The sequence below is a fragment of the Pseudomonas sp. MYb193 genome (genome assembly GCF_002966775.1).
GTDB lineage: Bacteria > Pseudomonadota > Gammaproteobacteria > Pseudomonadales > Pseudomonadaceae > Aquipseudomonas > Aquipseudomonas paracarnis.
This window is the reverse complement of sequence record NZ_CP023269.1, coordinates 4,993,887-5,014,714: the sequence shown is the minus strand read 5'-3', so window position 1 is coordinate 5,014,714 and position 20,828 is coordinate 4,993,887. Positions and strand designations below refer to the sequence as shown.

Below are 20,828 nucleotides of genomic sequence, written 5' to 3'. Positions count from 1 at the left end.
CGTGTACAAGCTCGCCTTCTTCGTGCCCGACAGCCATGTGGAGACGGTGAAAACCGCCGTCTTCACCGCTGGCGGCGGGCGCATCGGCGACTACGACAGCTGCGCCTGGCAAGTGCTGGGCCAGGGCCAATTCCGCGCCTTGGACGGCAGTCAGCCGTTTATCGGGCAGGTGGGCCAGGTTGAAGTAGTTGAAGAGTGGAAGGTTGAGTTGGTGGTGGCAGATGAATTGATCGTGGCCGCTGTGGCTGCGTTGAAGCTCAGCCATCCCTATGAGACACCTGCGTATGAGGTGTGGCAGTTGGCGGATTTTTGATTCGTTAATTGTGTAAACAAGAAACCCGCTGGGCCAGTTTGGTCAGCGGGTTTTTTGTTGGTTGTAAATGCCAATCGCAGGCAAGCCAACTCCCACATTTGGCCCAGTTGTCAGACCATACATCAATCCCATGTGGGAGCTGGCTTGCCTGCGATGGCGTCGGCGCAAGCGCCTCAGAACTTTCCGACAAGCCTTTCAGGTTGTCCCTCGGAACCTGTCTCCCTAGCCTCAATCGGTCGCTGATAACTCAGTGATCGGGGCTTGAATTCAAGACCCGTCCAGCAATGATCTTGCGTACGGTTTGAAATTCAATATGCAAATTCCAGATTTCGTTGTTCCTCGCCTCAATACCAGCTCTGCGCTAGGGCAAGCTCTGATTTCAATGTTCAGATCCATTGAAATGGAATTGACGCTCGAAGGCGCCAGTCCGGGCGCGGTCCAGGTCATTGTATTCGGTGGTTGTGCTGTTCATTTATATACCCACCACCGTGTGTCCACGGACGTGGATGCGGAGATTTATTGCGCAAATACTCAGGACACGCTGCGCCTACGAACATTGCTTGCAGAGTTTCCAGAACAGTTTTTCGATGAGCAGTCTGGCCGTGTCATGGAGCTGAACTATGACCTCCAATACAACACTAGCTTTGGTCCGCTCCACGAAGACTACTGGGAGCGAAGTATTCCCCTGGAAGAGTTTCCTCTTGAATCTGCGCTGCATCTTCATGTAGCTGCGCCTATCGACATTGCAATCTCCAAATTGGGCAGAGCCACTGATCAGGATGTAGATGACATCATGGCGTTGCTCAGGGCTGGCTTCATAGTGACCGCTGAGCTCCGTCAGCTGGCATTGCAGGCGATTGATATGTATGTTGGCAACAAAGAGCCACCCAGATCCATACTGACCAATATCTTGCACGATTATCTGGAGACTGCAGATGGCGAAGCCCTTTAACGGTCCGGTCCTCTCGTCCGCCTTGGACACACTGGTCAAAAGCCCCTTGAATCAGGCTGATGATGCTGCCTTGGTCAGTGCAGCGAAAGCTGTGTGGTATTCGGATACGAATCTTGTGGGCGAGGTGAGGGCGTTCATTCAGGAGCACTCCAGTGAGGTAGAGCTTCGTCGCGCAGGCTATTTGCTTGAGCGCTTCACACGCTTTTCGTGTGCGACCGATAGTCGGGTAAAGGAAGCGTTGAAGGCGCTTGAACTGTTCTCAGCCTCAAAGCAATACGTGAAATCCCAAGGCGCTGTTGCGTTGCGCAGTCGTTGTGACGAACTGGCAATGTCCTGGGGATTAAGTGAGGGGCTGGGTTTGAAGGTTCAGACCTTGATGCCTTTTCAGACCCGCCACTATGAAGCCGAACAGCGTGCGGCGTCTGCCTAGGTATAGATAGCTATCAAAGAACCCGGCTTAGTCCGGGTTTTTGCTGTTTGCGATGTCTTCAGTTTTCGGAGATTTCCGACAAGCCTTTCAGGTTGTCCGTCGGAACTCGCACAACTAACCTTCTCGAGTCGCTGCCAATTCAGTGACCGGGACTGCAAGCCCGCCGAAACCTCACCAGTTAGTCACAAGCGCCTTTATAATTGCGGCGCTTTTTCATGGTCGCCATTTATGGCGGCTGTGTGCGGGAGACCTTCGGGTCTACCGAGACTTGCTGGTGACTCTCGGTCTTGCAGGCCCGCACACAGCTGCCACCCATCATCTGCAAGTGATGCTGGTAGTTCTTACTTCACACCAGAGGTTTACCATGATCAAAGACAGCCCAAATCCCCCATCTGACTCCCTGCCCACCGACCAAATCTTCACCGTCCTAAGCTGCCTGAACAGCGAAACCCTGCTCGCCAACGCCTCCGAAGACCTGGCATCCGTACAGGCACTGGCGGGTAATCTGGCTTTTGAAATCGACGGCCCGCACCGTGATGCGGTGCTAGGGATTCATCGGATAGTGGAGGGCATTCAGTTGATGGTGGATCGAGTACTGGATCTACACGAAGTACCCGCCAGTAACTGAATACACCACACTCTGTGGCGAGGGAGCTTGCTCCCGCTGGAGTGCGAAGCGCTCCCAGGATTTTTGGGGCCGCTGCGCAGCCCAACGGGAGCAAGCTCCCTCGCCACAGGGGATATCAGGCGTTGATCGGGCGAGTCACCAACCGCTCCAACGCTTCACCCAACCCCGACGCCTTGTCACCCATCAACAGGTGCCAAACACCGCTCTCAAGCTGACTCACACCCTGGCAACCGAGCGCAGTGAGCTGAGCCTCAGACAACCGCGAATCATCCCCCAATTCCACCCGCAGCCGGGTCATCGCCACCGCTTCCAGATACCTTACATTCCCCCGGCCACCCAGCGCATTCAGCCATTTCTCGGCCTCCTGCACATTCACCGTCACGGGCTTATCCACAGGCTCAACCGCTACAGGCGCTGCGGCAACAAACCCTGGCATCGCCAAGCGAATTTCATCAGCAATGCTATCGGCCATCGGCCCGACCACCACCTGCAAACTGCCGCCGTTACCCGGCCGAACCACAGCCATGGCACCCAGCGCTTTCAACTCTGCATCCACCGCCTTGTTGCGATCCACCATGTCCAGGCGCAGCCGCGTAGTACAAGCACCCACACTCAGTAAGTTCTCGGCGCCGCCCAACGCCTGGATATAAGCCGTAGCCCGCTGGTTATCACTCATCGCTTCGGCCTGCACCACCTGGATGTCTTCACGGCCCGGCGTCTTCAGGTTGAAGCGGCGGATGCAGTAGCTGAATACCGTGTAGTAGATCACCGAGTAAGCCAAGCCCACCGGTACCACCAACCAGCCATTGGTGGACTTGCCCCAACCCAGCACCATGTCGATAAACCCACCGGAGAAGGTAAAGCCCAGGTGGATATTCAGCAGGTCGGTGACCGCCATCGACAGGCCGGTGAGCAGTGCGTGAATCAGGTACAGGAAGGGCGCCAGGAACATGAAGGCAAATTCAATCGGCTCGGTCACCCCGGTGAGGAACGAGGTCAGCGCCATCGACAGGAAGATCCCGCCCATCACTTTGCGCCGCTCAGGCAACGCATTGCGGTACATCGCCAGACACGCCGCGGGCAAGCCGAACAGCATCACCGGGAACATGCCGGTCATGAACTGGCCGCCTTTGGGGTCGCCGGCAAAGTAGCGGGTCAGGTCGCCCGTGACCACCGCGCCGGTTACCGGGTCGGTGAAGCTGCCGAACACGAACCACGCCATGTTGTTAAGGATGTGATGCAAGCCAGTGACGATCAGCAGGCGGTTGAACACGCCAAACACGAACGCACCGAGGCTGCCGCTTTCCATCAACAGCACGCCGAAGCTGTTGATGCCGTGCTGGATCGGGGGCCAGATCAGGCCGAAAATCACGCCCAGGCCCACCGCGCTGAACCCGGTGACAATCGGCACAAACCGCCGCCCACCGAAGAACGCCAGGTACTCCGGCAACTTGATGTCCTTGAAGCGGTTGTACAGCCCACCGGCCATCAAGCCGCTGGCGATACCGGCGAGCATGCCCATGTTGATGGTGGTGTCCATCACCTTGAGCGTGGAGATCATCACCAGGTAACCAATCGCCCCGGCCAGGCCCGCAGTGCCGTTGTTGTCACGGGCAAACCCCACGGCAATGCCGATGGCGAAGATCAGCGCCAGGTTGGCGAAGATCGCCTGGCCGGCATCGTGCATCACCGCGATGTTGAGCAAGTCGGTGTCGCCCAGGCGCAGCAGCAAGCCGGCGATCGGCAGGATCGCGATCGGCAGCATCAAGGCGCGGCCCAGGCGTTGCAGGCCTTCGATAAAGTGTTGGTACATGGCGTGTCTCCCTATTCTTGTTGTTTTCAGCTCAGCGGCCAGTGGTGTTGACAGGCTTGGCGAACGGCCTTGGCGCTGCTCAGGTTGAGCAGTTCCTGGCTCAGCTGCCGGCATTGCGCCGCGTCCAGATGGCGAACGCGGTCCTTGATCTCTCCGATCTGCGGCGGGCTCACCGACAGCTCGGTGACGCCCAGGCCGACCAGTACCGGCGTGGCCAGCGGGTCAGAGGCCAACGCACCGCACACGCCGACCCAACGCCCGTGTTTCGCCGCACCGGCGCAGGTTTGCGCGATCAGCCGCAGCAAGGCCGGGTGCAGCGCATCGACGCGCGCGGCCAGGCCTGCGTGGTCGCGGTCCATGGCCAGGGTGTACTGGGACAGGTCATTGGTGCCGATGGACAAAAAGTCCGCATGTTCGGCCAGCTGTTCAGCCATCAGCGCAGCGGCGGGCACTTCGATCATCACCCCCAGTTCGGGGCGCTGGCTCAAACCCAACTCGGCGCACAGTTCATCCAGGCGCTGGCGAATCTGCAGCAGTTCATCCACCTCGCTGACCATCGGCAACAGGATGCGGCAACGCGCCAGCGGCGAGACTAGCAACAGGGCACGCAGTTGCTGGTCGAGCAGTTCCGGACGCACCTGGGCCATGCGAATACCGCGCAGGCCCAACACCGGGTTGGCCTCGATTGGCAGCGGCAAATAGTCGAGCTGCTTGTCGCCGCCCACGTCGATGGTGCGGATGATCACCGACTTGTCGCCCATGGCATCCAATACGGCCTGATAAGCCTGGCGCTGTTCCTGCTCATCCGGCGCGGTACGGCGGTCGACGAAAAGGAATTCGGTGCGCAGCAGGCCGACGCCATCGGCACCGTTTTCAAACGCCACCTGGGCCTCGCTGCTGGAAGCAACATTGGCGGCGATTTCAATGCTCACACCGTCGCGGGTACGTGCCGGTTGTTGCGCTTGGGCCTGCTGTTGCTGGCGACGCAGTTTTTGCGCGTCGCGTATCTGGTGCACTTCAGCATGGCGCGCATCGGTAGGGGCCAGTTCCAGGCGGCCATTGATGGCGTCCAGCACCACGCGTTGGCCCTGAGGCACATCCAGTACCTCGGCACCGAGTGCGACCACGCAGGGCAAGCCTTTACCTCGGGCAAGAATCGCGACGTGGGACGTGGCGCCGCCTTCGGCCATGCAGATACCGGCGGCCTGCTGTTCACTCAGTTGCAGCAAGTCTGACGGGGTCAGTTCATGGGCGCTGACAATCGAGCCGGCGGGTAACTCAAAGTGCCAGGCCTCACCCAGCAAGGCCCGCAATACGCGTTGTTGCAGGTCGCGAAGATCGTTGGCGCGCTCGGCAAACAACGGCTTGCCCAACGCCAACAGCACGGCGCACTGGGCCTGGATCGCATCACGCCAGGCGTGGGTGGCAGCGCTGCCGTGGGCGATGGCGTCGGTGGCCGCTTCCAGCAGCGCCGGGTCTTCGAGCAGTGCAAGGTGAGCGGCGAAGATGTCTTCTTCCTCGACATTCTTGCGTTGGCGGGCATGGTCGAGGGTGCTACGGATTTCGTCACGCACCTGCTCCAGTGCCGTGTCGAGGCGCTGCTGTTGTTCGTCGGCGCTATGGTCGCCGGTGTCTTCGGGCAGCTCGATGCCGGACAGGCGGAACAGTGGCCCGCACACCAGGCCGGGCGCTGCACAAACGCCTTGCAGTACATCGGCTTCCACACTGGCGCGACGTGGCGCAGCAGTGGCTACCGGGGCGTGATGGGCTTCGCTGACCGCCACGGATAGCGCTGCGACCAGCCCTTGCAACGCCGCCTCTGCGTCTTGGCCACGGCAACTCACCCGCACTTCGTCGCCTTCGCCGATGCCCAGGCCCATCAAGCCAATCAGGCTGTCGCACGACGCCGATTTATCAGCGAAGTGCAGGTGCGACTGGCTGCTGAAACCCTGGGCGGTCTTGCGGATCAGGGCGGCAGGGCGTGCATGCAAACCGCCTCGATGGGTAATGCGTACGCTGGCGCTGGCCTCGATGCTGGAGTTATCCACAGCTGCTTGGGCGGTAGTGGTGGTGCGCGCAGCAATCTGCAGCAACGGCTCACCGATCTTGACCGTCTTCAGCGCCACTGGCGTCAGCTCAAAGCGGTCACTGTTGGTCAGGATGATCAGGCTCACCAGGCTCTTGCACTGGCGCGCGATGCGGTCCAGATCAAACTGCACTAACGGCTGACCCTCGCTCACCCGTGCGCCGTCCTTCACCAGCAAGGCAAAGCCTTCGCCATTGAGCTCCACGGTGTCGATGCCCACATGCATCAGTACTTCGGCACCGTTATCAGCACGGATGGTCAGGGCGTGCCCGGTGCGCGCGACGTGGATGATCACGCCGTCACAGGGTGCCTGCAGGCAATCGTTCAACGGGTCGATAGCAATACCGTCGCCCATGGCGCCGCTGGCGAACACTTCGTCGGGGACGCGGTTCAGGGCCAGCACCGGCCCACTCAAGGGGGCGCTGAAGGTCAATGGATTATTGTTGTTGGGCATGGGCACGGTACTCATCAGGAAAACGCCGCTTTAGTGCGTGCGGGTGACTTTGCTCAGGTGGCGCGGCTGGTCCGGGTCCATGCCCCGTGCCTGCGCCAGGCCGGCGGCCATCACGTAGAAGCTCTGGATCGCCAGGATCGGGTCCAGGCTCGGGTGTTCGGCGCGGCTCAGCGTCAGGTCGCGTTCGGCGATATCGTCCGGCGCAGCCAGCAACACGCGAGCACCGCGTTGGCGCATATCGGCGGCCAGGCTCAACAGGCCGGCCTGCTCGGCGCCGCGTGGGGCGAACACCAGTAGGGGGTAGTTTTCGTCGATCAAGGCCATCGGCCCGTGGCGCACTTCGGCGCTGCTGAAGGCTTCGGCCTGGATCGCCGAGGTTTCCTTGAGCTTGAGCGCGGCTTCCTGGGCGATGGCAAACCCGGCGCCACGGCCGATCACCATCAAGCGCTGGCTGCCTTTGAGGGCGTCGACGGCCAGGCGCCAATCCTGTCTGGCGGCGTCACGCAGGCCCTCGGGCAAGGCCTGACAGGCTTGCAGCAAGTCGGCTTCTTGATTCCAGTGGCCGATCAACTGCGCACTGGCGCTGAGGGTGGCGATAAAGCTCTTGGTGGCGGCCACACTGAGTTCCGGCCCGGCGCACAGCGGCACATGAAATTCACACGCGGCTTCCAGCGGTGAGTCTTCGGCATTGACCAGCGAGATGCTCAAGGCACCACGCTTGCGCAACAAGCGCAGACTGTTGACCAGGTCCGGGCTCTGCCCCGATTGGGAGAAACCAAACGCCACCTGGCCGCTGACTTTCATCGGCGCCTGCAACAGGGTCACCACCGACATCGGCAACGACGCCACCGGGATGCCCACGTGTTGCATGGCCAGGTAGGCGAAGTAACTGGCGGCATGGTCGGAGCTGCCGCGGGCGATGGTCATCGCCACTTGCGGCGGCTGGCGGCGCAGGCGGCCGGCGACTTCTTCCAGCATCGGGTCCAGGCGTTGCAGTTGGGCCGCGACGGCGTCGCAGGAGGCCAGGGCCTCTTCAAGCATTTTTGAAGTCAATGGTGTCTCCTTCGACCATTACGTCGGTGAGTGTCAGGGAGCGGTCCAGACGCACGCAGTCGGCAAAGCTGCCCGGTTGCAGGCGGCCGCGTTCTTCCAGGCCCAGGTAGTCCGCAGGAAATTGCGACAGGCGTTGTGAGGCTTCACTGATGGGCAGGCCGATTTTCACCAGGTTGCGCAGCGCCTGATCCATGGTCAGGGTGCTGCCGGCCAGGGTGCCGTCGGCCAGGCGCACGCCGCCCAGGCATTTGGTCACGGTGTGGCTGCCCAGCTTGTATTCGCCATCGGGCATGCCGGCGGCGGCGGTGGAATCGGTCACGCAGTACAGGCACGGGATCGAGCGCAGGGCCACGCGCATGGCACCAGGGTGCACATGCAGCAAGTCCGGGATCAGCTCGGCGTACTGGGCGTGGGCCAACGCGGCGCCGACGATGCCGGGTTCGCGGTGATGCAGCGGGCTCATGGCGTTGTATAAGTGGGTGAAACTGGTGGCGCCAGCGGCCAGGGCGGCAACGCCTTCTTCATAGCTGCCCAGGGTGTGGCCGATCTGCATGCGCACGCCGCGTTGGCTGAGGGCGCGGATCAGGCCGTCGTGGCCGGCGATTTCCGGGGCGATGGTGATCACCCGGATCGGCGCCAGGCGCAGGTAGGCTTCCACTTCCTGCATCAACGCGGTGTGGGCGAAGTTGGGTTGGGCGCCGAGTTTGCCGGGGTTAATGTAGGGCCCTTCCAAATGCACGCCCAGCACCCGCGCACTGCCCACGGGGCGTTGTTCGCAGAAGCTGCCCAGTTCACCGAGCACGCGGGAGATTTCTTCCACCGGTGCCGTCATGGTTGTGGCCAGCAGCGAGGTGGTGCCGAAACGTACGTGGGTACGGGTGATAGTCTCGAAGGCACCCGCACCTTCCATGATGTCCGCGCCGCCACCGCCGTGTACGTGCAGGTCTATAAAGCCCGGCAGCAGGTACGGAAGGTCGTTGTCGGCCGGGTCGCACGGCGTGCCGTCAATGGCGACAACCTTGCCGTGCTCATGCACCAGGCGACCACGCATCCAGCCGCTGGGCGTGAGGATATTGTCTTCAGTCATGGGCAGTTCTCTAAGTTCGCATTCAGGCGGAGTAGTCATGGCGGCGCAGCTCTGCGACAAAGTCGTAGTAGTCGTTGCGGCAGTAGGTGTCGGTGATCTCAATCGGCGTGTTGTCGGCGGTGTAGCCCACGCGGGTCATCAGCAGCATGGCGGTGCCGGGGGCGATGCCGACCAGCGCGGCGAACTCATCCGAGGCATTGATCGCCTGGATATGCTGCAAGGCGCGCACGATGGGCTTGCCGATGCTTTCCAGGTATTCGTACAACGAATTGCCGATGGCCTGGGGATGGGGCAGCACCGAGGCCGGCATGGCGGTCATTTCAATCGCCATCACCGTGTCGTCGGCTTTGCGCAGGCGCTTGAGGCGCGCCACTTTGTCGGTGGGCGAGAGGCCCAGGCGGATCAGTTCTTCGTGGGTTGGCGGGGTTATGTCGCGCTCCAGCCACTGGGACGACGGCACAAACCCCTTGAGCCGCAGCATTTCGCTGAACCCCGACAGGCGCGACAAGGGTTGTTCCAGGCGCGGCGTAATGAAAGTGCCGGAGCCTTGGCTGCGACGGATCAGCCCTTGAGCCAGCAACACTTCCAGCGCTTTACGGGCGGTGACCCGCGAGATGCTCAACTGCTCGCTGAGGGCGCGTTCCGAAGGCAGGGCCTGCTCGGATTTCCACTGGCCGGCATGGATTGCTGCTTCAAGGCTGCGGGCCAGTTGCAGGTACAGCGGCGTGGACTGCTTGTCGTCGGGGCGCAGGGCCAGGATGGGATTCATCTGTCAGGTTTCCGATGCGTTATTGGAATGTTGTCGCCCGGTAATGGCCGAAAACTAATACCACTTAAATACCATGTCAATGCTACCAAAACGGTGCAAATCCCGGTTTCAGGGCGCTTTAATGGGGCTTGGTATCAAGTGGTATTAGAGAGGTCTTTATTGCGCGCACAAGTGCAGGGTCCCGCGCGGTGAACTGGTATTCACCGGCGGGTGCTGCCTGGGACAGGAATTATTTTCGAATTATTTTACGAACGGCACGCGATTACGGCCGAATCTCGATGAGGGTGCCGTCTTTGACCAGGTTCCACACTTCGCGCATATCCACATTGCGCATGCCGATGCAGCCGTCGGTCCAGTCCAGGGTGTGGAACCACTGTTCCGGGTAGTCTTCGGTGTCGGGGGTGCCGTGGATCATGATCATGCTGCCCGGCTTTACGCCTTCGCGGCGGGCGCGGGCGGCGTCGCTGATATTGGGATAGGAGATGTGCATGGCCAGGTTGAAGCGGTCGCTGGTCTTGCGCCAGTCGATCCAGTAGAGGCCTTCGGGCGTGCGGCGGTCACCTTCGATCAGCTTGTGGCCCTTGGGGTTCTTGCCCAGGGAAATGCGATAGGTCTTGAACGGCTTGCCGTCGTTGATCAGCTGCAACTGGTGGGCGGACTTGAGTACCAGGACTTTCTCGACCGTTTTACCACCAAGGGTTTGCACCGTGGAGGCCGGGGACAGCGTGGCGAACGACAGGCAGATCAGAGCAAGCAACCAACGCATTGAAACGGTATCCCTTTGGCGACATTGGCCGGCTTGTTATTGGGCGGGCTTGGACAGCGGTGGCACTGATTCGCTACGTACCGGGTACGCCTGTTGGCGACGGTCAGCGAAGAAGCATTCTAAGGTACGCCCGACTGTGCGGAAAGCCAGCTCGGACCAAGGGATATCGGCTTCGTCGAACAGCCTCACTTCCAGGCTCTCCTGGCCTGCGGCGAAGTCCAGGTCGATCAGTTCGGCGCGGTAGAAGACATGCACCTGGCTGATGTGCGGCACATTGATCAGGGTATAGAGGCTCAGGTTGCGCACCCGGGCGCAGGCTTCCTCCAGGGTTTCACGCATGGCGGCCTGTTCGACGGTCTCGCCATTTTCCATAAAGCCGGCGGGCAGGGTCCAGTAACCCAGGCGTGGCTCGATGGCGCGGCGGCACAGCAGCACTTGGTCGCCCCATACCGGCACGGTACCGGCGACGATATTGGGATTCTGGTAATGAATGGTCGAGCAGTGGTCGCATACATAGCGCAGGCGTGCGTCGCCTTCGGGAATGCGTTGGGTTACCGGTTTGCCGCACTGGCTGCAGAAATTCATGCTGGGGTTCCTGGACAATGGGCACATCTTGGCTCGGTGCCGGGCGTTCCTGCAAGTTGTCGTTTCGCGACAGCGCTGCGGTTTTGGGGTTGGGCGCTCGCACGCTTTGGTGCATGATGCAAGGTAGCCAACAGACCGAGATGACTCATGCTGGACGAGCTACTTCGCCGGGTAAGCAACCACACCCCCCACACCCTGGAAACCGACGGGCGTTTCCCCGAGGCTGCGGTGCTGGTGCCGGTTACCCGCAGTGACGAACCCGAGCTGATCCTGACCCTGCGCGCCAGCGGCCTGTCGACCCACGGTGGCGAAGTGGCCTTTCCCGGCGGGCGCCGCGACCCCGAAGACCCGGACCTGATCTTTACCGCCTTGCGCGAAGCCGAAGAAGAAATCGGCCTGCCGCCGGGGCTGGTTGAAGTCATCGGCCCGTTGAGCCCGCTGATTTCCCTGCACGGCATCCGCGTAACGCCGTATGTGGGCGTGATCCCCGATTACGTCGAATACCTGGCCAACGACGCCGAGATTGCCGCCGTTTTCAGTGTGCCTTTGGACTTTTTCCGACAGGACCCGCGCGAACATACCCACCGCATTGATTACCAGGGCCGTAGTTGGTACGTGCCAAGCTACAGGTTCGGCGAATACAAAATCTGGGGGCTGACGGCAATCATGATCGTCGAGCTGATCAACCTGCTCTATGACGATGCCAAAATCAGCCTGCACCAGCCGCCCAAGAGCTTCATCAATCTATAAGCCATCGTTCAAATGGCATGCCGTGAGGAAAAACCATGAAATACCGCCTGGGCGACGCCCGCGTCGAGACCCATCCCCACAGTTGGGTTGCACCGAATGCCACGCTGGTGGGCAAGGTCAAGCTGGAGGAGGGCGCCAACGTCTGGTTCAACGCGGTGTTGCGTGGCGATAACGAGCTGATCCTGATCGGCAAGAACAGCAACGTGCAGGACGGCAGCGTGATGCACACCGACATGGGTTACCCGCTGACCCTCGGCACCGGCGTGACCATTGGTCATAACGCCATGCTGCACGGCTGCACCGTCGACGATTACAGCTTGATCGGCATCAACGCAGTGATCCTCAATGGCGCCAAGATCGGCAAGCACTGCATCATCGGCGCCAACTCGCTGATCGGTGAGGGCAAGGAAATTCCCGATGGCTCGCTGGTCATGGGCTCGCCAGGCAAAGTGGTGCGTGAGCTGACCGAGGCGCAAAAGCGCATGCTCGAAGCCAGCGCCGCGCACTATGTGCATAACTCGCAGCGTTATGCCCGTGACCTGGCTGAGCAGCAGGAATGAGCACGATTGAACGACCGGTCGCCTCGCCCTGCGTCAGCATTTGTGCGCTGGATGATGACGATATCTGCACCGGCTGCCAGCGCAATGTGGATGAGATTACGCGCTGGAGCCGCATGGACAACGCCGAGCGCCGGGTGGTGCTGGGGTTGTGCCATGAGCGGGCGGTGGCGAGTGGGATGGTGTGGATGACCCCTGGGAAATCTGGCGCCTGACAGGCCTTATAGCAGGCAAGCCAGCTCCCACCCTTGATGTGTGAGTACCTTCAAATGTGGGAGCTGGCTTGCCTGCGATGAGCATAGGTATCTACATAACTCTGTTAGCTCAACGGTAACCACGATGCGAAGCGAGCCGCTCTTGATCTGCTTTTGATCTTAGGCGCCCCGTTAAACCACGCTGGCCGGAATTCGACAGGGATTTGGGGGGTAAACCGGCAGGGATGCCGGTTTAGCCGCCCCGCGCCATGGATGGCGCGTGGCGGCGGCCCCCCAAATCACTGGCGGATTACGGGCACACCGAGCCTAAGCGAGGTGCCGAGTGGTGGGGCAAGAGCGTTTTGCTTACTTTGCCGCTTTTGCAAAGTGAGCCGCCGTCAGGGCGGAACCCTAAGTGGCCGTTACCTCAGGAATGGATATGTACACGGTCCAACTGTGTTGACTGTCAGGCCGTCTTCGCAGGCAAGCCAGCTCCCACATTGGATCGCGGGGCATCAGTTATATCTGTGTCGGCTGCCAGGCCGTCACGGGAGCAAGCTCCCTCGCCACAGATTTAGCGTCGTGCCGAAGTTGTGTAGATACCTATGCTGCGATGAGGCCCTGCCAGACGACCTCCTTGTAATTGTGTACCCTGTGCGGCATTGCCCACAGGTCCATCCTCCATGTTTTTCCTGATCGCCTATATCAGCAGCGTCGTGCTGATCAACTTCGCCTTCTCCACCGCCCCACACCTGGACGTCATCTGGTCCGCCTGGGGTGGCCTGGTATTTATCCTGCGTGATATGGTGCAAACCCGCTTCGGCCATGGCGCAATCATCGCCATGCTCGCGGCGCTGGTGCTTTCCTATATCACCTCCGACCCGTCCATCGCCCTGGCCAGCGCTACGGCGTTTGCGGTGTCCGAGTGCATCGACTGGCTGGTGTTCAGTATCACCAAACGCCCGCTGCATGACCGCCTGTGGATAAGTTCGGCGCTGAGCATTCCCCTCGATACCTTTATCTTTTTCGGCCTGATCGGCGCACTGACGCCGGCGGTGGCGGGCACGGCGTTGGTGTCCAAGTTCGCCGGTGTCACCGTGGTCTGGCTGATCATGGCCTGGCGTATCCGCCGGCGGGCTGTCGCCAACTGAGGCCAATTTTTACAGTTCATGTAAAATGCCGGCCTTTCTCCCCCATGATCCGCTCCCCTGAGGACCTGAGATGACCCGAATCGGAACTCCATTGTCGCCAACCGCGACCCGCGTTTTGCTGTGTGGCTGCGGTGAGCTGGGCAAGGAAGTGGTAATCGAACTGCAGCGCCTGGGCGTTGAAGTGATTGCCGTGGATCGCTACGCCAATGCGCCGGCCATGCAGGTGGCGCACCGTAGCCATGTGGTCAACATGCTCGACGGCGCGGCGCTGCGTGCGGTCATCGAGGCGGAGAAGCCGCACTTTATCGTGCCGGAAATCGAAGCCATCGCCACCGCCACCCTGGTGGAACTGGAGGCCGAAGGCTTTACCGTCATCCCGACCGCCCGTGCCACTTCGCTGACCATGAACCGTGAAGGCATTCGTCGCCTGGCCGCCGAAGAACTGGACCTGCCGACCTCGCCGTACCACTTCGCCGATACCTTCGAAGACTACAGCAAGGCCGTCCAGGACCTGGGTTTCCCTTGCGTGGTCAAGCCGGTGATGAGTTCGTCGGGCAAGGGCCAGAGCCTGTTGCGCAGCGCCGACGACGTGCAGAAAGCCTGGGATTACGCCCAGGAAGGCGGGCGTGCCGGCAAGGGCCGGGTGATCATCGAAGGCTTTATCGACTTCGACTACGAAATCACCCTGCTGACCGTGCGCCACATCGGCGGTACCACTTTCTGCGCGCCGGTGGGCCATCGCCAGGAGAAGGGCGACTATCAGGAGTCCTGGCAGCCGCAGGCCATGAGCCCGATTGCCCTGGCAGAGTCCGAGCGCGTTGCCAAAGCCGTGACCGAAGCCTTGGGTGGCCGTGGCTTGTTTGGCGTGGAATTGTTCATCAAGGGCGATCAGGTGTGGTTCAGCGAAGTGTCGCCGCGCCCCCATGACACTGGCCTGGTGACCCTGATTTCCCAGGACCTGTCGCAGTTTGCCTTGCACGCGCGCGCCATTCTCGGCCTGCCGATCCCATTGATCCGTCAGTTCGGGCCTTCGGCGTCGGCGGTGATCCTGGTGGAAGGGCAGTCCACCCAGACTGCATTCGCCAACCTCGGCGCCGCGCTGAGCGAGCCGGATACAGCGTTGCGTCTGTTTGGCAAACCTGAAGTGAACGGCCAGCGCCGCATGGGCGTGGCACTGGCGCGGGATGAGTCGATTGAAGCGGCTCGGGCCAAGGCGACCCGTGCTTCCCAAGCAGTTGTTGTAGAGCTCTAAAACCCCGTCGCGTCTATCGCAGGCAAGCCAGCTCCCACATTAGAAAGCATTCACACATCAAAATATGTGAACCCAATCAAATGTGGGAGCTGGCTTGTCTGCGATAGCGGTCTATCAGGCGACCTTGTTCAAGTCGTTATCCCGCGTCTCTTTCAGGCACAGCACCGCAATCAAACTCAGCAACGCGGCCGCCGATACATATCCTCCGACATAACTCAAACCACCCATCGCCACCAGCTTGGTCGCGAAGAACGGCGCCGCCGAGGCCCCCACGATCCCACCCAGGTTATACGCTGCCGATGCGCCGGTATAACGCACGCGGGTCGGGAACAATTCCGGCAGCAGGGCGCCCATCGGTGCGAAGGTCACGCCCATCAAAAACAGCTCCAACGCCAGAAACAGCGCTACGGCCCAGGTCGAGCCATGGGTCAGCAGCGGCTCCATGGTAAAGCCCGACAGAATCGCCAGGACCGCGCCGACAATCAGCACCGGCTTGCGCCCGTAGCGATCACTGGCCAGGGCGGCCAGCGGTGTCGCCAGCCCCATGAACAGCACCGCGAAACACAGCAGGCCGAGGAAGGTTTCACGGCTGTAGCCCAAGGTGGAAACGCCGTAGCTCAACGAAAACGCCGTGGTGATATAGAACAGCGCATAGCACACCACCATCGACGCGGCGCCCAGCAGTACCGGCAGCCAATGCTGGCTGAACAGTTCCACCAGCGGCACTTTCACTGGTTTTTCCGTGGCCACTGCATTGGCGAACACCGGCGTCTCATGCAACTTGAGGCGTGCATACAGGCCCACCATCACCAGTGCGGCGCTGAGGATGAACGGAATGCGCCAGCCCCAGCTGCGAAATTGCTCGTCATTCAGGCTCATGGCCAAAATCAGGAACAAGCCGTTGGCCGCCAGGAAGCCTATCGACGGGCCCAGTTGCGGGAACATGCCGAACCAGGCGCGCTTGCCCTTGGGGGCATTCTCGGTCGCCAGCAAGGCCGCGCCGCCCCATTCCCCACCCAGGCCGAGGCCTTGGCCGAAACGCAAGACACACAAGAGAATCGGCGCCCAGGCACCGATGCTGTCGTAGCCCGGCAGCAAGCCGATCAGGGTAGTACATACACCCATCAGTAGCAGTGAAGCCACGAGGGTTGATTTACGGCCGATACGGTCACCGAAGTGACCGAACAACGCCGACCCCAGAGGGCGGGCGATAAAAGCGATACCGAAGGTCAGGAACGATGCCAGCATCTGCGCGGTGCCGGAGGTCTGTGGGAAGAACACCGGGCCGATCACCAGGGCGGCAGCCGTGGCGTAGATGTAGAAATCGTAGAACTCAATGGCGGTGCCGACGATGCTCGCGGTGGCGACGCGGGCGGTCGAGTTGGCAGGTGCGGCGCTCGCAGCCTCTTGGTAGGTGGTGCTCATGACGTTATCCCTGACGGTTATTGCGCGTTTGGACGCGGATTATTATTGGTCGAACACCCATGGATCAGGGCTGTGCGCGGGGCGGCTCGGGATGGGAGCAAACACCGGTCGGACATGGTAAGGCGGTGCCAGGACACGCTGGGTGCGGATAGCACGCGGTCGGGCGGGGCTTGGGTAAGCCGCAGGGATTATAGGAAGGGGCCTAAGGATCCAACAAGGGGCTGGCGAGGATCTATGGCCTGGAACTGGATCAATGTGGGAGCTGGCTTGCCTGCGATAGCATCACTGCGGTGTGACTGACACCCCTAAGCGCCTGCATCGCGGGCAAGCCCGGCTCCCACACAAGCCAGCTCCCACATTGACCGGGTTGAGCCTGTTGAGGTCAGGCGGCAACCGGCACACGGCTGGTATGCCAGATCAACACCTTGCTCACCCGGTTGTCCTCGGTCTCGAGGATTTCCAGGCGATAGCGGCCGACTTTCAGGCATACCGCGCAATCGGGAATGGTTTCCAGCGCCTCGGTCACCAGGCCGTTGAGGGTCTTGGGGCCGTCGCTGGGCAGGTGCCAGCCCAGGCTCTTGTTCAGTTCACGGATCGAGGCAGCACCGTCGATGATGTAGCGACCATCGGGCTGGGCTTCGATATGCGGGTTATCCAGCGCCTGATCGCTTTCGAACTCGCCGACGATCTCTTCCAGAATATCTTCCAGGGTGACGATGCCCAGCACTTCACCATACTCGTCCACCACCATGCCCAGGCGCCGCTGCTGTTTGTGGAAATTCAGCAGTTGCAGCTGCAACGGCGTGCTTTCCGGCACGAAGTAAGGCTCGTGGCAGGCGGCGAGCAGGGCCTCTTTGGTCAGGCTGGCGTCGGGCAGCAGGTGTTGGATCTGCCGGGTATTGAGCACGGCCTGCACCTGGTTGATGTCGCTGTGGAACACGGGCAGGCGGGTGCGCGGCGAGGTGCGCAACTGTTCGATGATGTCTTCTATCGACTCATCAAGGTTGATGCCGTCCACTTCGCTGCGCGGCACCAGGATGTCGTTGACCGTGATGTTGTCCAGGGCATGGATACCGGGCAGGCCGGGAATGCGGTCGGCGTCGGTGTCGGGCTGTGGGTCGTCATCATGGTCGGGCAGGGGCTCGTCGCTGTTTTTCACCACGCCGGATTTGCGCGCAAACGGGCGCAATAACAGCTGGCTGATGCCATTGAGCAGCCAGGCCAGCGGGTAAAGGATTTTCAGCGGCACGCCCAGCAATGTATTGCCAAAGCCCAGCACTGCTTGGGGGTGACGGGTAGCCAGGGTGCGAGGCAGGTAGTCGGCCAGCACCAGCAGCCCTGCGCAGGAAATCAGCCAGCCTAGCCAGGGCCCGTTCTCTGCCCAGGCATAGATCGCCAGCAGGGTGCAGAGAATCACCACGGCGGCGCGGCACAGGCTGTTGCACAGGATCAGGCTATGGCGCGGGAAGCTCAGGCGTGCGGCCGCCTTGTCGCCCTGGCGTGTGCCAGGGCGTAGCGCCAGCAGGTGTTGTTGCGCGGCTTCAATGGCGGTAAACAGTGCTGCCCATAGAATCAGCAGGGCAATTACGGCGAGCATCGGCCCTAAGGGCAAGTTGTCCATGATCACTGCCCGTCAGATATGCAGGATGTATTCGCGAACCAGCTTGCTGCCGAAATAGGCCAGCATCAACAGGCAGAAACCGGCCAGGGTCCAGCGGATGGCCTTGTGCCCACGCCAGCCGAGGCGGTTGCGTCCCCACAGCAGCACGCTGAACACGACCCAGGCCAGGCACGCCAGCAAGGTTTTATGGACCAGGTGCTGGGCAAACAGGTTTTCGACGAACAGCCAGCCGGAGATCAGCGACAGCGACAGCAGGGTCCAGCCGGCCCACAGGAACCCGAACAGCAGGCTTTCCATGGTTTGCAGCGGCGGGAAGTTCTTGATCAGCCCGGACGGATGCTTGTGCTTGAGCTGGTGATCCTGCAGCAGCAGGAGCAGGGCCTGGAACACCGCGATGGTGAACATGCCGTAGGCGAGGATCGACAGCAGGATGTGGGCGAGGATGCCCGGCTCCTCGTCGATCACCTGTACGGTGCCGGTGGGGGTGAACTGCGCCAGCAGCACCGTGAGCATTCCCAGGGGGAATAGCAGCACCAGCAGGTTCTCCACCGGAATCCGGTAGCAGGCCAGCAGCGTCAGCGCGATGACGGCCGCGGCGATCAGGCTGGCGGCGCTGAAAAAGTCCAGGCCCAGGCCGACCGGGGTCATCAGGTGGGTGAACAGGCTGGCGGCATGGGCCAGCAGAGCCAGCACGCCAAGGCCGACGAGCAGACGTTTGTCCGCTTTGGTGCCTTGGGCCAGACGAGTGCCCTGATAGAGAGTCGCAGCGGCATATAAAATGGCGGCGGCGAGGCTGGGTAGCAAACTGGGTGACAAGGGGAGCATAAATCCTGGTAGGCAAGCCCGAAAGGCGTTGAGTTTGGCACACACCTGCGCTGCAAGAAAGACTCCCGGGCCAGACAGCGGGTGTGCATGGGCGCAGTCTTCGCTATAATCCGCGACCTGCCCATGCCGCAGGCTCGCCGAGCGCTGTGATTAATAGCGATTTGCCAGAGCCTGGGCCGCCATTACCTCGGTCTACCTGCATTTCGATGAGTAGGGCCTGAAAGGATCGCGCATGTTTGAAAACTTGACTGACCGTCTCTCGCAGACGCTGCGCCACGTTACCGGCAAGGCCAAGCTGACCGAGGACAATATTAAAGACACCCTGCGTGAAGTGCGCATGGCGTTGCTGGAAGCCGACGTGGCCTTGCCAGTGGTGAAGGACTTCGTCAACTCGGTCAAGGAGCGTGCGGTCGGCACCGAAGTGTCCCGCAGCCTGACCCCGGGCCAGGCCTTTGTGAAGATCGTCCAGGCCGAACTCGAAAGCCTGATGGGCGCGGCCAACGAAGACTTGAACCTCAGTGCCGTGCCGCCAGCCGTCGTGCTGATGGCGGGCCTGCAAGGTGCGGGTAAAACCACCACCGCCGGCAAACTGGCGCGCTTCCTTAAAGAGCGCAAGAAGAAATCCGTGATGGTGGTATCGGCCGACGTGTACCGTCCGGCGGCCATCAAGCAGTTGGAAATGCTCGCGGGCGAAGTGGGCGTGACCTTCTTCCCGTCCGACCTGAGCCAGAAGCCGGTCGACATCGCCAACGCGGCTATTAAAGAAGCCAAGCTCAAGTTCATCGACGTGGTCATCGTCGATACCGCCGGTCGCCTGCACATCGACGAAGAGATGATGGGCGAGATCAAGGCGCTGCATGCCGCGATCAACCCGGTCGAGACCCTGTTCGTGGTCGACGCCATGACCGGCCAGGATGCGGCCAACACCGCCAAGGCTTTTGGTGACGCACTGCCGCTGACCGGCGTGATCCTCACCAAGGTCGACGGCGACGCCCGTGGCGGTGCCGCGCTGTCGGTACGTGCCATTACTGGCAAGCCGATCAAGTTCATCGGTATGGGCGAGAAGAGCGAAGCGCTCGAGCCGTTCCACCCTGAGCGTATCGCCTCGCGCATCCTCGGCATGGGTGACGTGCTCAGCCTGATCGAGCAGGCCGAAGCCACACTCGACAAGGACAAGGCCGACAAACTGGCCAAGAAGCTGAAGAAGGGCAAGGGCTTCGATCTCGAAGACTTCCGCGACCAGCTGCAACAGATGAAGAACATGGGCGGCCTCGGCGGCCTGATGGACAAGCTGCCCAACATCGGCGGTGTGAACCTGGCGCAAATGGGCAACGCCCAGGGCGCGGCAGAGAAACAGTTCAAGCAGATGGAAGCCATCATCAATTCCATGACCCCGGCCGAGCGCCGCGACCCTGAGCTGATCAGCGGTTCGCGCAAACGCCGGATCGCCATGGGTTCCGGCACCCAGGTGCAGGACATCGGTCGCTTGATCAAGCAGCACAAGCAGATGCAGAAGATGATGAAGAAATTCTCCGCCAAGGGCGGTATGGCCAAGATGATGCGCGGCATGGGCGGTATGTTGCCCGGCGGCGGCATGCCTAAAATGTAAAGTATTCGAGTGGGAGCCCAGCTCCCGCTCCGACCCACAGGGATGTGGGATCTCCAGCAAACCCGCCGTTGGCGGGCGCTGACTCGCCGTTTTAACCGACGGCTCTATAGCAGATCTGAATGGCACGCTGATAGGCGCCAGAAAAAGACATTTGCAAAAGTCCGGATATTCCTTAGAATATGCGGCCTTTCGGGCACCTATGCCCGCTGTGCATTTAGATTTGCAGCACCGACTACAGGAACGATGTTCACATGCTAACAATCCGTCTTGCCCTTGGCGGCTCCAAAAAGCGCCCGTTTTACCACTTGACCGTAACCGACAGCCGCAACCCGCGTGACGGTTCGCACAAGGAACAGGTTGGTTTCTTCAACCCTGTTGCTCGTGGTCAAGAAGTTCGTCTGTCCGTGAACCAAGAGCGCGTAGCCTACTGGCTGAGCGTTGGCGCACAGCCATCCGAGCGCGTTGCAAAACTGTTGAAGGACTCGGCTAAGGCCGCAGCCTGAGCAAT

General features: G+C 61.1%; 21 protein-coding genes. 11 read left to right on the top strand and 10 right to left on the bottom strand.

What is annotated here, in order from left to right:
• The first annotated feature begins 1 nt into the window (after window position 1).
• From CLM72_RS22915 to CLM72_RS22900, 4 genes are all read left to right on the top strand, one after another.
• Window positions 2-313, top strand: coding sequence for an NGG1p interacting factor 3 protein, NIF3 (locus tag CLM72_RS22915; protein ID WP_047711711.1), 312 nt, complete (start codon window positions 2-4; stop codon window positions 311-313).
• Window positions 314-626: 313 nt separating this feature from the next.
• Window positions 627-1,265 carry a DUF6036 family nucleotidyltransferase gene (locus CLM72_RS22910; protein ID WP_105228336.1) on the top strand — a complete coding sequence of 213 codons (639 nt, stop codon included), beginning with the start codon at window positions 627-629 and terminating at the stop codon, window positions 1,263-1,265.
• Entirely contained in the window at window positions 1,249-1,695 is a 447-nt protein-coding gene (locus CLM72_RS22905) for a hypothetical protein (RefSeq protein ID WP_105228334.1), read from the top strand. Before CLM72_RS22910 ends, CLM72_RS22905 begins: the two co-directional genes overlap by 17 nt.
• A 364-nt stretch (window positions 1,696-2,059) precedes the next feature.
• Window positions 2,060-2,323, top strand: coding sequence for a DUF6124 family protein (locus CLM72_RS22900; RefSeq protein WP_105228332.1), 264 nt, complete (start codon window positions 2,060-2,062; stop codon window positions 2,321-2,323).
• 115 nt (window positions 2,324-2,438) lie between these two features.
• Here CLM72_RS22900 and nagE read toward each other — a convergent pair whose 3' ends face one another.
• From nagE to CLM72_RS22860, 7 genes are all read right to left on the bottom strand, one after another.
• Window positions 2,439-4,136: an N-acetylglucosamine-specific PTS transporter subunit IIBC gene (gene nagE, locus CLM72_RS22890; protein ID WP_105228328.1), complete on the bottom strand. Its 1,698-nt coding sequence runs from the start codon at window positions 4,134-4,136 to the stop codon at window positions 2,439-2,441.
• Window positions 4,137-4,162: 26 nt separating this feature from the next.
• On the bottom strand, window positions 4,163-6,676 hold the full coding sequence (gene ptsP, locus CLM72_RS22885) for a phosphoenolpyruvate--protein phosphotransferase (protein ID WP_105228326.1): 2,514 nt from the start codon (window positions 6,674-6,676) through the stop codon (window positions 4,163-4,165).
• A 30-nt stretch (window positions 6,677-6,706) separates the two neighbouring features.
• A complete protein-coding gene (locus CLM72_RS22880) occupies window positions 6,707-7,729 on the bottom strand; it encodes an SIS domain-containing protein (protein ID WP_105228324.1) in 1,023 nt (340 codons plus the stop codon).
• Complete coding sequence (nagA, locus tag CLM72_RS22875; protein WP_105228322.1) at window positions 7,710-8,816, bottom strand: N-acetylglucosamine-6-phosphate deacetylase; 1,107 nt, start codon at window positions 8,814-8,816, stop codon at window positions 7,710-7,712. The genes CLM72_RS22880 and nagA overlap by 20 nt, the downstream gene beginning before the upstream one ends.
• Window positions 8,817-8,838: 22 nt before the next feature.
• Complete coding sequence (locus CLM72_RS22870; RefSeq protein WP_105228320.1) at window positions 8,839-9,585, bottom strand: GntR family transcriptional regulator; 747 nt, start codon at window positions 9,583-9,585, stop codon at window positions 8,839-8,841.
• 262 nt (window positions 9,586-9,847) lie between these two features.
• The gene (locus CLM72_RS22865; RefSeq protein ID WP_014719790.1) at window positions 9,848-10,351 is read right to left on the bottom strand and encodes a murein L,D-transpeptidase family protein; all 504 of its coding nucleotides are present in this window, start codon (window positions 10,349-10,351) and stop codon (window positions 9,848-9,850) included.
• A 36-nt stretch (window positions 10,352-10,387) separates the two neighbouring features.
• Complete coding sequence (locus CLM72_RS22860; RefSeq protein ID WP_105228318.1) at window positions 10,388-10,936, bottom strand: NUDIX hydrolase; 549 nt, start codon at window positions 10,934-10,936, stop codon at window positions 10,388-10,390.
• Window positions 10,937-11,083: 147 nt separating this feature from the next.
• Between CLM72_RS22860 and CLM72_RS22855 the strand changes: the two genes are divergently transcribed.
• The 5 genes from CLM72_RS22855 to purT all read left to right on the top strand — a co-directional run bounded on the left by CLM72_RS22855 (window position 11,084) and on the right by purT (window position 14,840).
• Window positions 11,084-11,686: a CoA pyrophosphatase gene (locus tag CLM72_RS22855; RefSeq protein ID WP_105228316.1), complete on the top strand. Its 603-nt coding sequence runs from the start codon at window positions 11,084-11,086 to the stop codon at window positions 11,684-11,686.
• A gap of 35 nt (window positions 11,687-11,721) precedes the next feature.
• Window positions 11,722-12,246, top strand: coding sequence for a gamma carbonic anhydrase family protein (locus CLM72_RS22850; protein WP_032895426.1), 525 nt, complete (start codon window positions 11,722-11,724; stop codon window positions 12,244-12,246).
• The gene (locus tag CLM72_RS22845; RefSeq protein ID WP_105228314.1) at window positions 12,243-12,458 is read left to right on the top strand and encodes a DUF1289 domain-containing protein; all 216 of its coding nucleotides are present in this window, start codon (window positions 12,243-12,245) and stop codon (window positions 12,456-12,458) included. Before CLM72_RS22850 ends, CLM72_RS22845 begins: the two co-directional genes overlap by 4 nt.
• Window positions 12,459-13,120: 662 nt before the next feature.
• Window positions 13,121-13,588, top strand: a complete 468-nt coding sequence (locus CLM72_RS22830; protein ID WP_003193971.1) for a preQ0 transporter — start codon at window positions 13,121-13,123, stop codon at window positions 13,586-13,588.
• 70 nt (window positions 13,589-13,658) lie between these two features.
• Window positions 13,659-14,840 carry a formate-dependent phosphoribosylglycinamide formyltransferase gene (gene purT, locus CLM72_RS22825; protein WP_105228312.1) on the top strand — a complete coding sequence of 394 codons (1,182 nt, stop codon included), beginning with the start codon at window positions 13,659-13,661 and terminating at the stop codon, window positions 14,838-14,840.
• A 114-nt stretch (window positions 14,841-14,954) separates the two neighbouring features.
• On the opposite strand, the gene CLM72_RS22820 is transcribed toward purT, so the two are convergent.
• The 3 genes from CLM72_RS22820 to CLM72_RS22810 all read right to left on the bottom strand — a co-directional run bounded on the left by CLM72_RS22820 (window position 14,955) and on the right by CLM72_RS22810 (window position 18,711).
• The gene (locus tag CLM72_RS22820; RefSeq protein ID WP_060763571.1) at window positions 14,955-16,265 is read right to left on the bottom strand and encodes an MFS transporter; all 1,311 of its coding nucleotides are present in this window, start codon (window positions 16,263-16,265) and stop codon (window positions 14,955-14,957) included.
• A 382-nt stretch (window positions 16,266-16,647) separates the two neighbouring features.
• Window positions 16,648-17,886 (bottom strand): transporter associated domain-containing protein, encoded by a 1,239-nt coding sequence (locus tag CLM72_RS22815; protein WP_105228310.1) that lies wholly within the window; start codon window positions 17,884-17,886, stop codon window positions 16,648-16,650.
• A 12-nt stretch (window positions 17,887-17,898) separates the two neighbouring features.
• Window positions 17,899-18,711 carry an inner membrane protein YpjD gene (locus tag CLM72_RS22810; RefSeq protein WP_034115853.1) on the bottom strand — a complete coding sequence of 271 codons (813 nt, stop codon included), beginning with the start codon at window positions 18,709-18,711 and terminating at the stop codon, window positions 17,899-17,901.
• Window positions 18,712-18,943: 232 nt separating this feature from the next.
• Here CLM72_RS22810 and ffh point away from each other — a divergent pair, with 232 nt between their 5' ends.
• Both ffh and rpsP read left to right on the top strand, forming a co-directional pair.
• The gene (gene ffh, locus CLM72_RS22805; protein ID WP_003193965.1) at window positions 18,944-20,320 is read left to right on the top strand and encodes a signal recognition particle protein; all 1,377 of its coding nucleotides are present in this window, start codon (window positions 18,944-18,946) and stop codon (window positions 20,318-20,320) included.
• A gap of 251 nt (window positions 20,321-20,571) precedes the next feature.
• Window positions 20,572-20,823, top strand: coding sequence for a 30S ribosomal protein S16 (rpsP, locus tag CLM72_RS22800; protein ID WP_003175899.1), 252 nt, complete (start codon window positions 20,572-20,574; stop codon window positions 20,821-20,823).
• The last annotated feature ends 5 nt before the right edge of the window (window positions 20,824-20,828 follow it).

Excerpts from the sequence above, each read along its gene's own strand:
- rpsP (WP_003175899.1), top strand. The coding sequence starts at position 20,572 with ATGCTAACAATCCGTCTTGCCCTTGGCGGCTCCAAAAAGCGCCCGTTT.
- CLM72_RS22900 (WP_105228332.1), top strand. The coding sequence starts at position 2,060 with ATGATCAAAGACAGCCCAAATCCCCCATCTGACTCCCTGCCCACCGAC.
- CLM72_RS22815 (WP_105228310.1), bottom strand. The coding sequence starts at position 17,886 with ATGGACAACTTGCCCTTAGGGCCGATGCTCGCCGTAATTGCCCTGCTG.
- CLM72_RS22870 (WP_105228320.1), bottom strand. The coding sequence starts at position 9,585 with ATGAATCCCATCCTGGCCCTGCGCCCCGACGACAAGCAGTCCACGCCG.
- nagA (WP_105228322.1), bottom strand. The coding sequence starts at position 8,816 with ATGACTGAAGACAATATCCTCACGCCCAGCGGCTGGATGCGTGGTCGC.
- CLM72_RS22850 (WP_032895426.1), top strand. The coding sequence starts at position 11,722 with ATGAAATACCGCCTGGGCGACGCCCGCGTCGAGACCCATCCCCACAGT.
- CLM72_RS22820 (WP_060763571.1), bottom strand. The coding sequence starts at position 16,265 with ATGAGCACCACCTACCAAGAGGCTGCGAGCGCCGCACCTGCCAACTCG.
- CLM72_RS22810 (WP_034115853.1), bottom strand. The coding sequence starts at position 18,711 with ATGCTCCCCTTGTCACCCAGTTTGCTACCCAGCCTCGCCGCCGCCATT.
- CLM72_RS22830 (WP_003193971.1), top strand. The coding sequence starts at position 13,121 with ATGTTTTTCCTGATCGCCTATATCAGCAGCGTCGTGCTGATCAACTTC.
- purT (WP_105228312.1), top strand. The coding sequence starts at position 13,659 with ATGACCCGAATCGGAACTCCATTGTCGCCAACCGCGACCCGCGTTTTG.
- nagE (WP_105228328.1), bottom strand. The coding sequence starts at position 4,136 with ATGTACCAACACTTTATCGAAGGCCTGCAACGCCTGGGCCGCGCCTTG.
- CLM72_RS22855 (WP_105228316.1), top strand. The coding sequence starts at position 11,084 with ATGCTGGACGAGCTACTTCGCCGGGTAAGCAACCACACCCCCCACACC.
- CLM72_RS22860 (WP_105228318.1), bottom strand. The coding sequence starts at position 10,936 with ATGAATTTCTGCAGCCAGTGCGGCAAACCGGTAACCCAACGCATTCCC.
- ptsP (WP_105228326.1), bottom strand. The coding sequence starts at position 6,676 with ATGCCCAACAACAATAATCCATTGACCTTCAGCGCCCCCTTGAGTGGG.
- CLM72_RS22845 (WP_105228314.1), top strand. The coding sequence starts at position 12,243 with ATGAGCACGATTGAACGACCGGTCGCCTCGCCCTGCGTCAGCATTTGT.
- CLM72_RS22910 (WP_105228336.1), top strand. The coding sequence starts at position 627 with ATGCAAATTCCAGATTTCGTTGTTCCTCGCCTCAATACCAGCTCTGCG.
- CLM72_RS22865 (WP_014719790.1), bottom strand. The coding sequence starts at position 10,351 with ATGCGTTGGTTGCTTGCTCTGATCTGCCTGTCGTTCGCCACGCTGTCC.
- ffh (WP_003193965.1), top strand. The coding sequence starts at position 18,944 with ATGTTTGAAAACTTGACTGACCGTCTCTCGCAGACGCTGCGCCACGTT.
- CLM72_RS22905 (WP_105228334.1), top strand. The coding sequence starts at position 1,249 with ATGGCGAAGCCCTTTAACGGTCCGGTCCTCTCGTCCGCCTTGGACACA.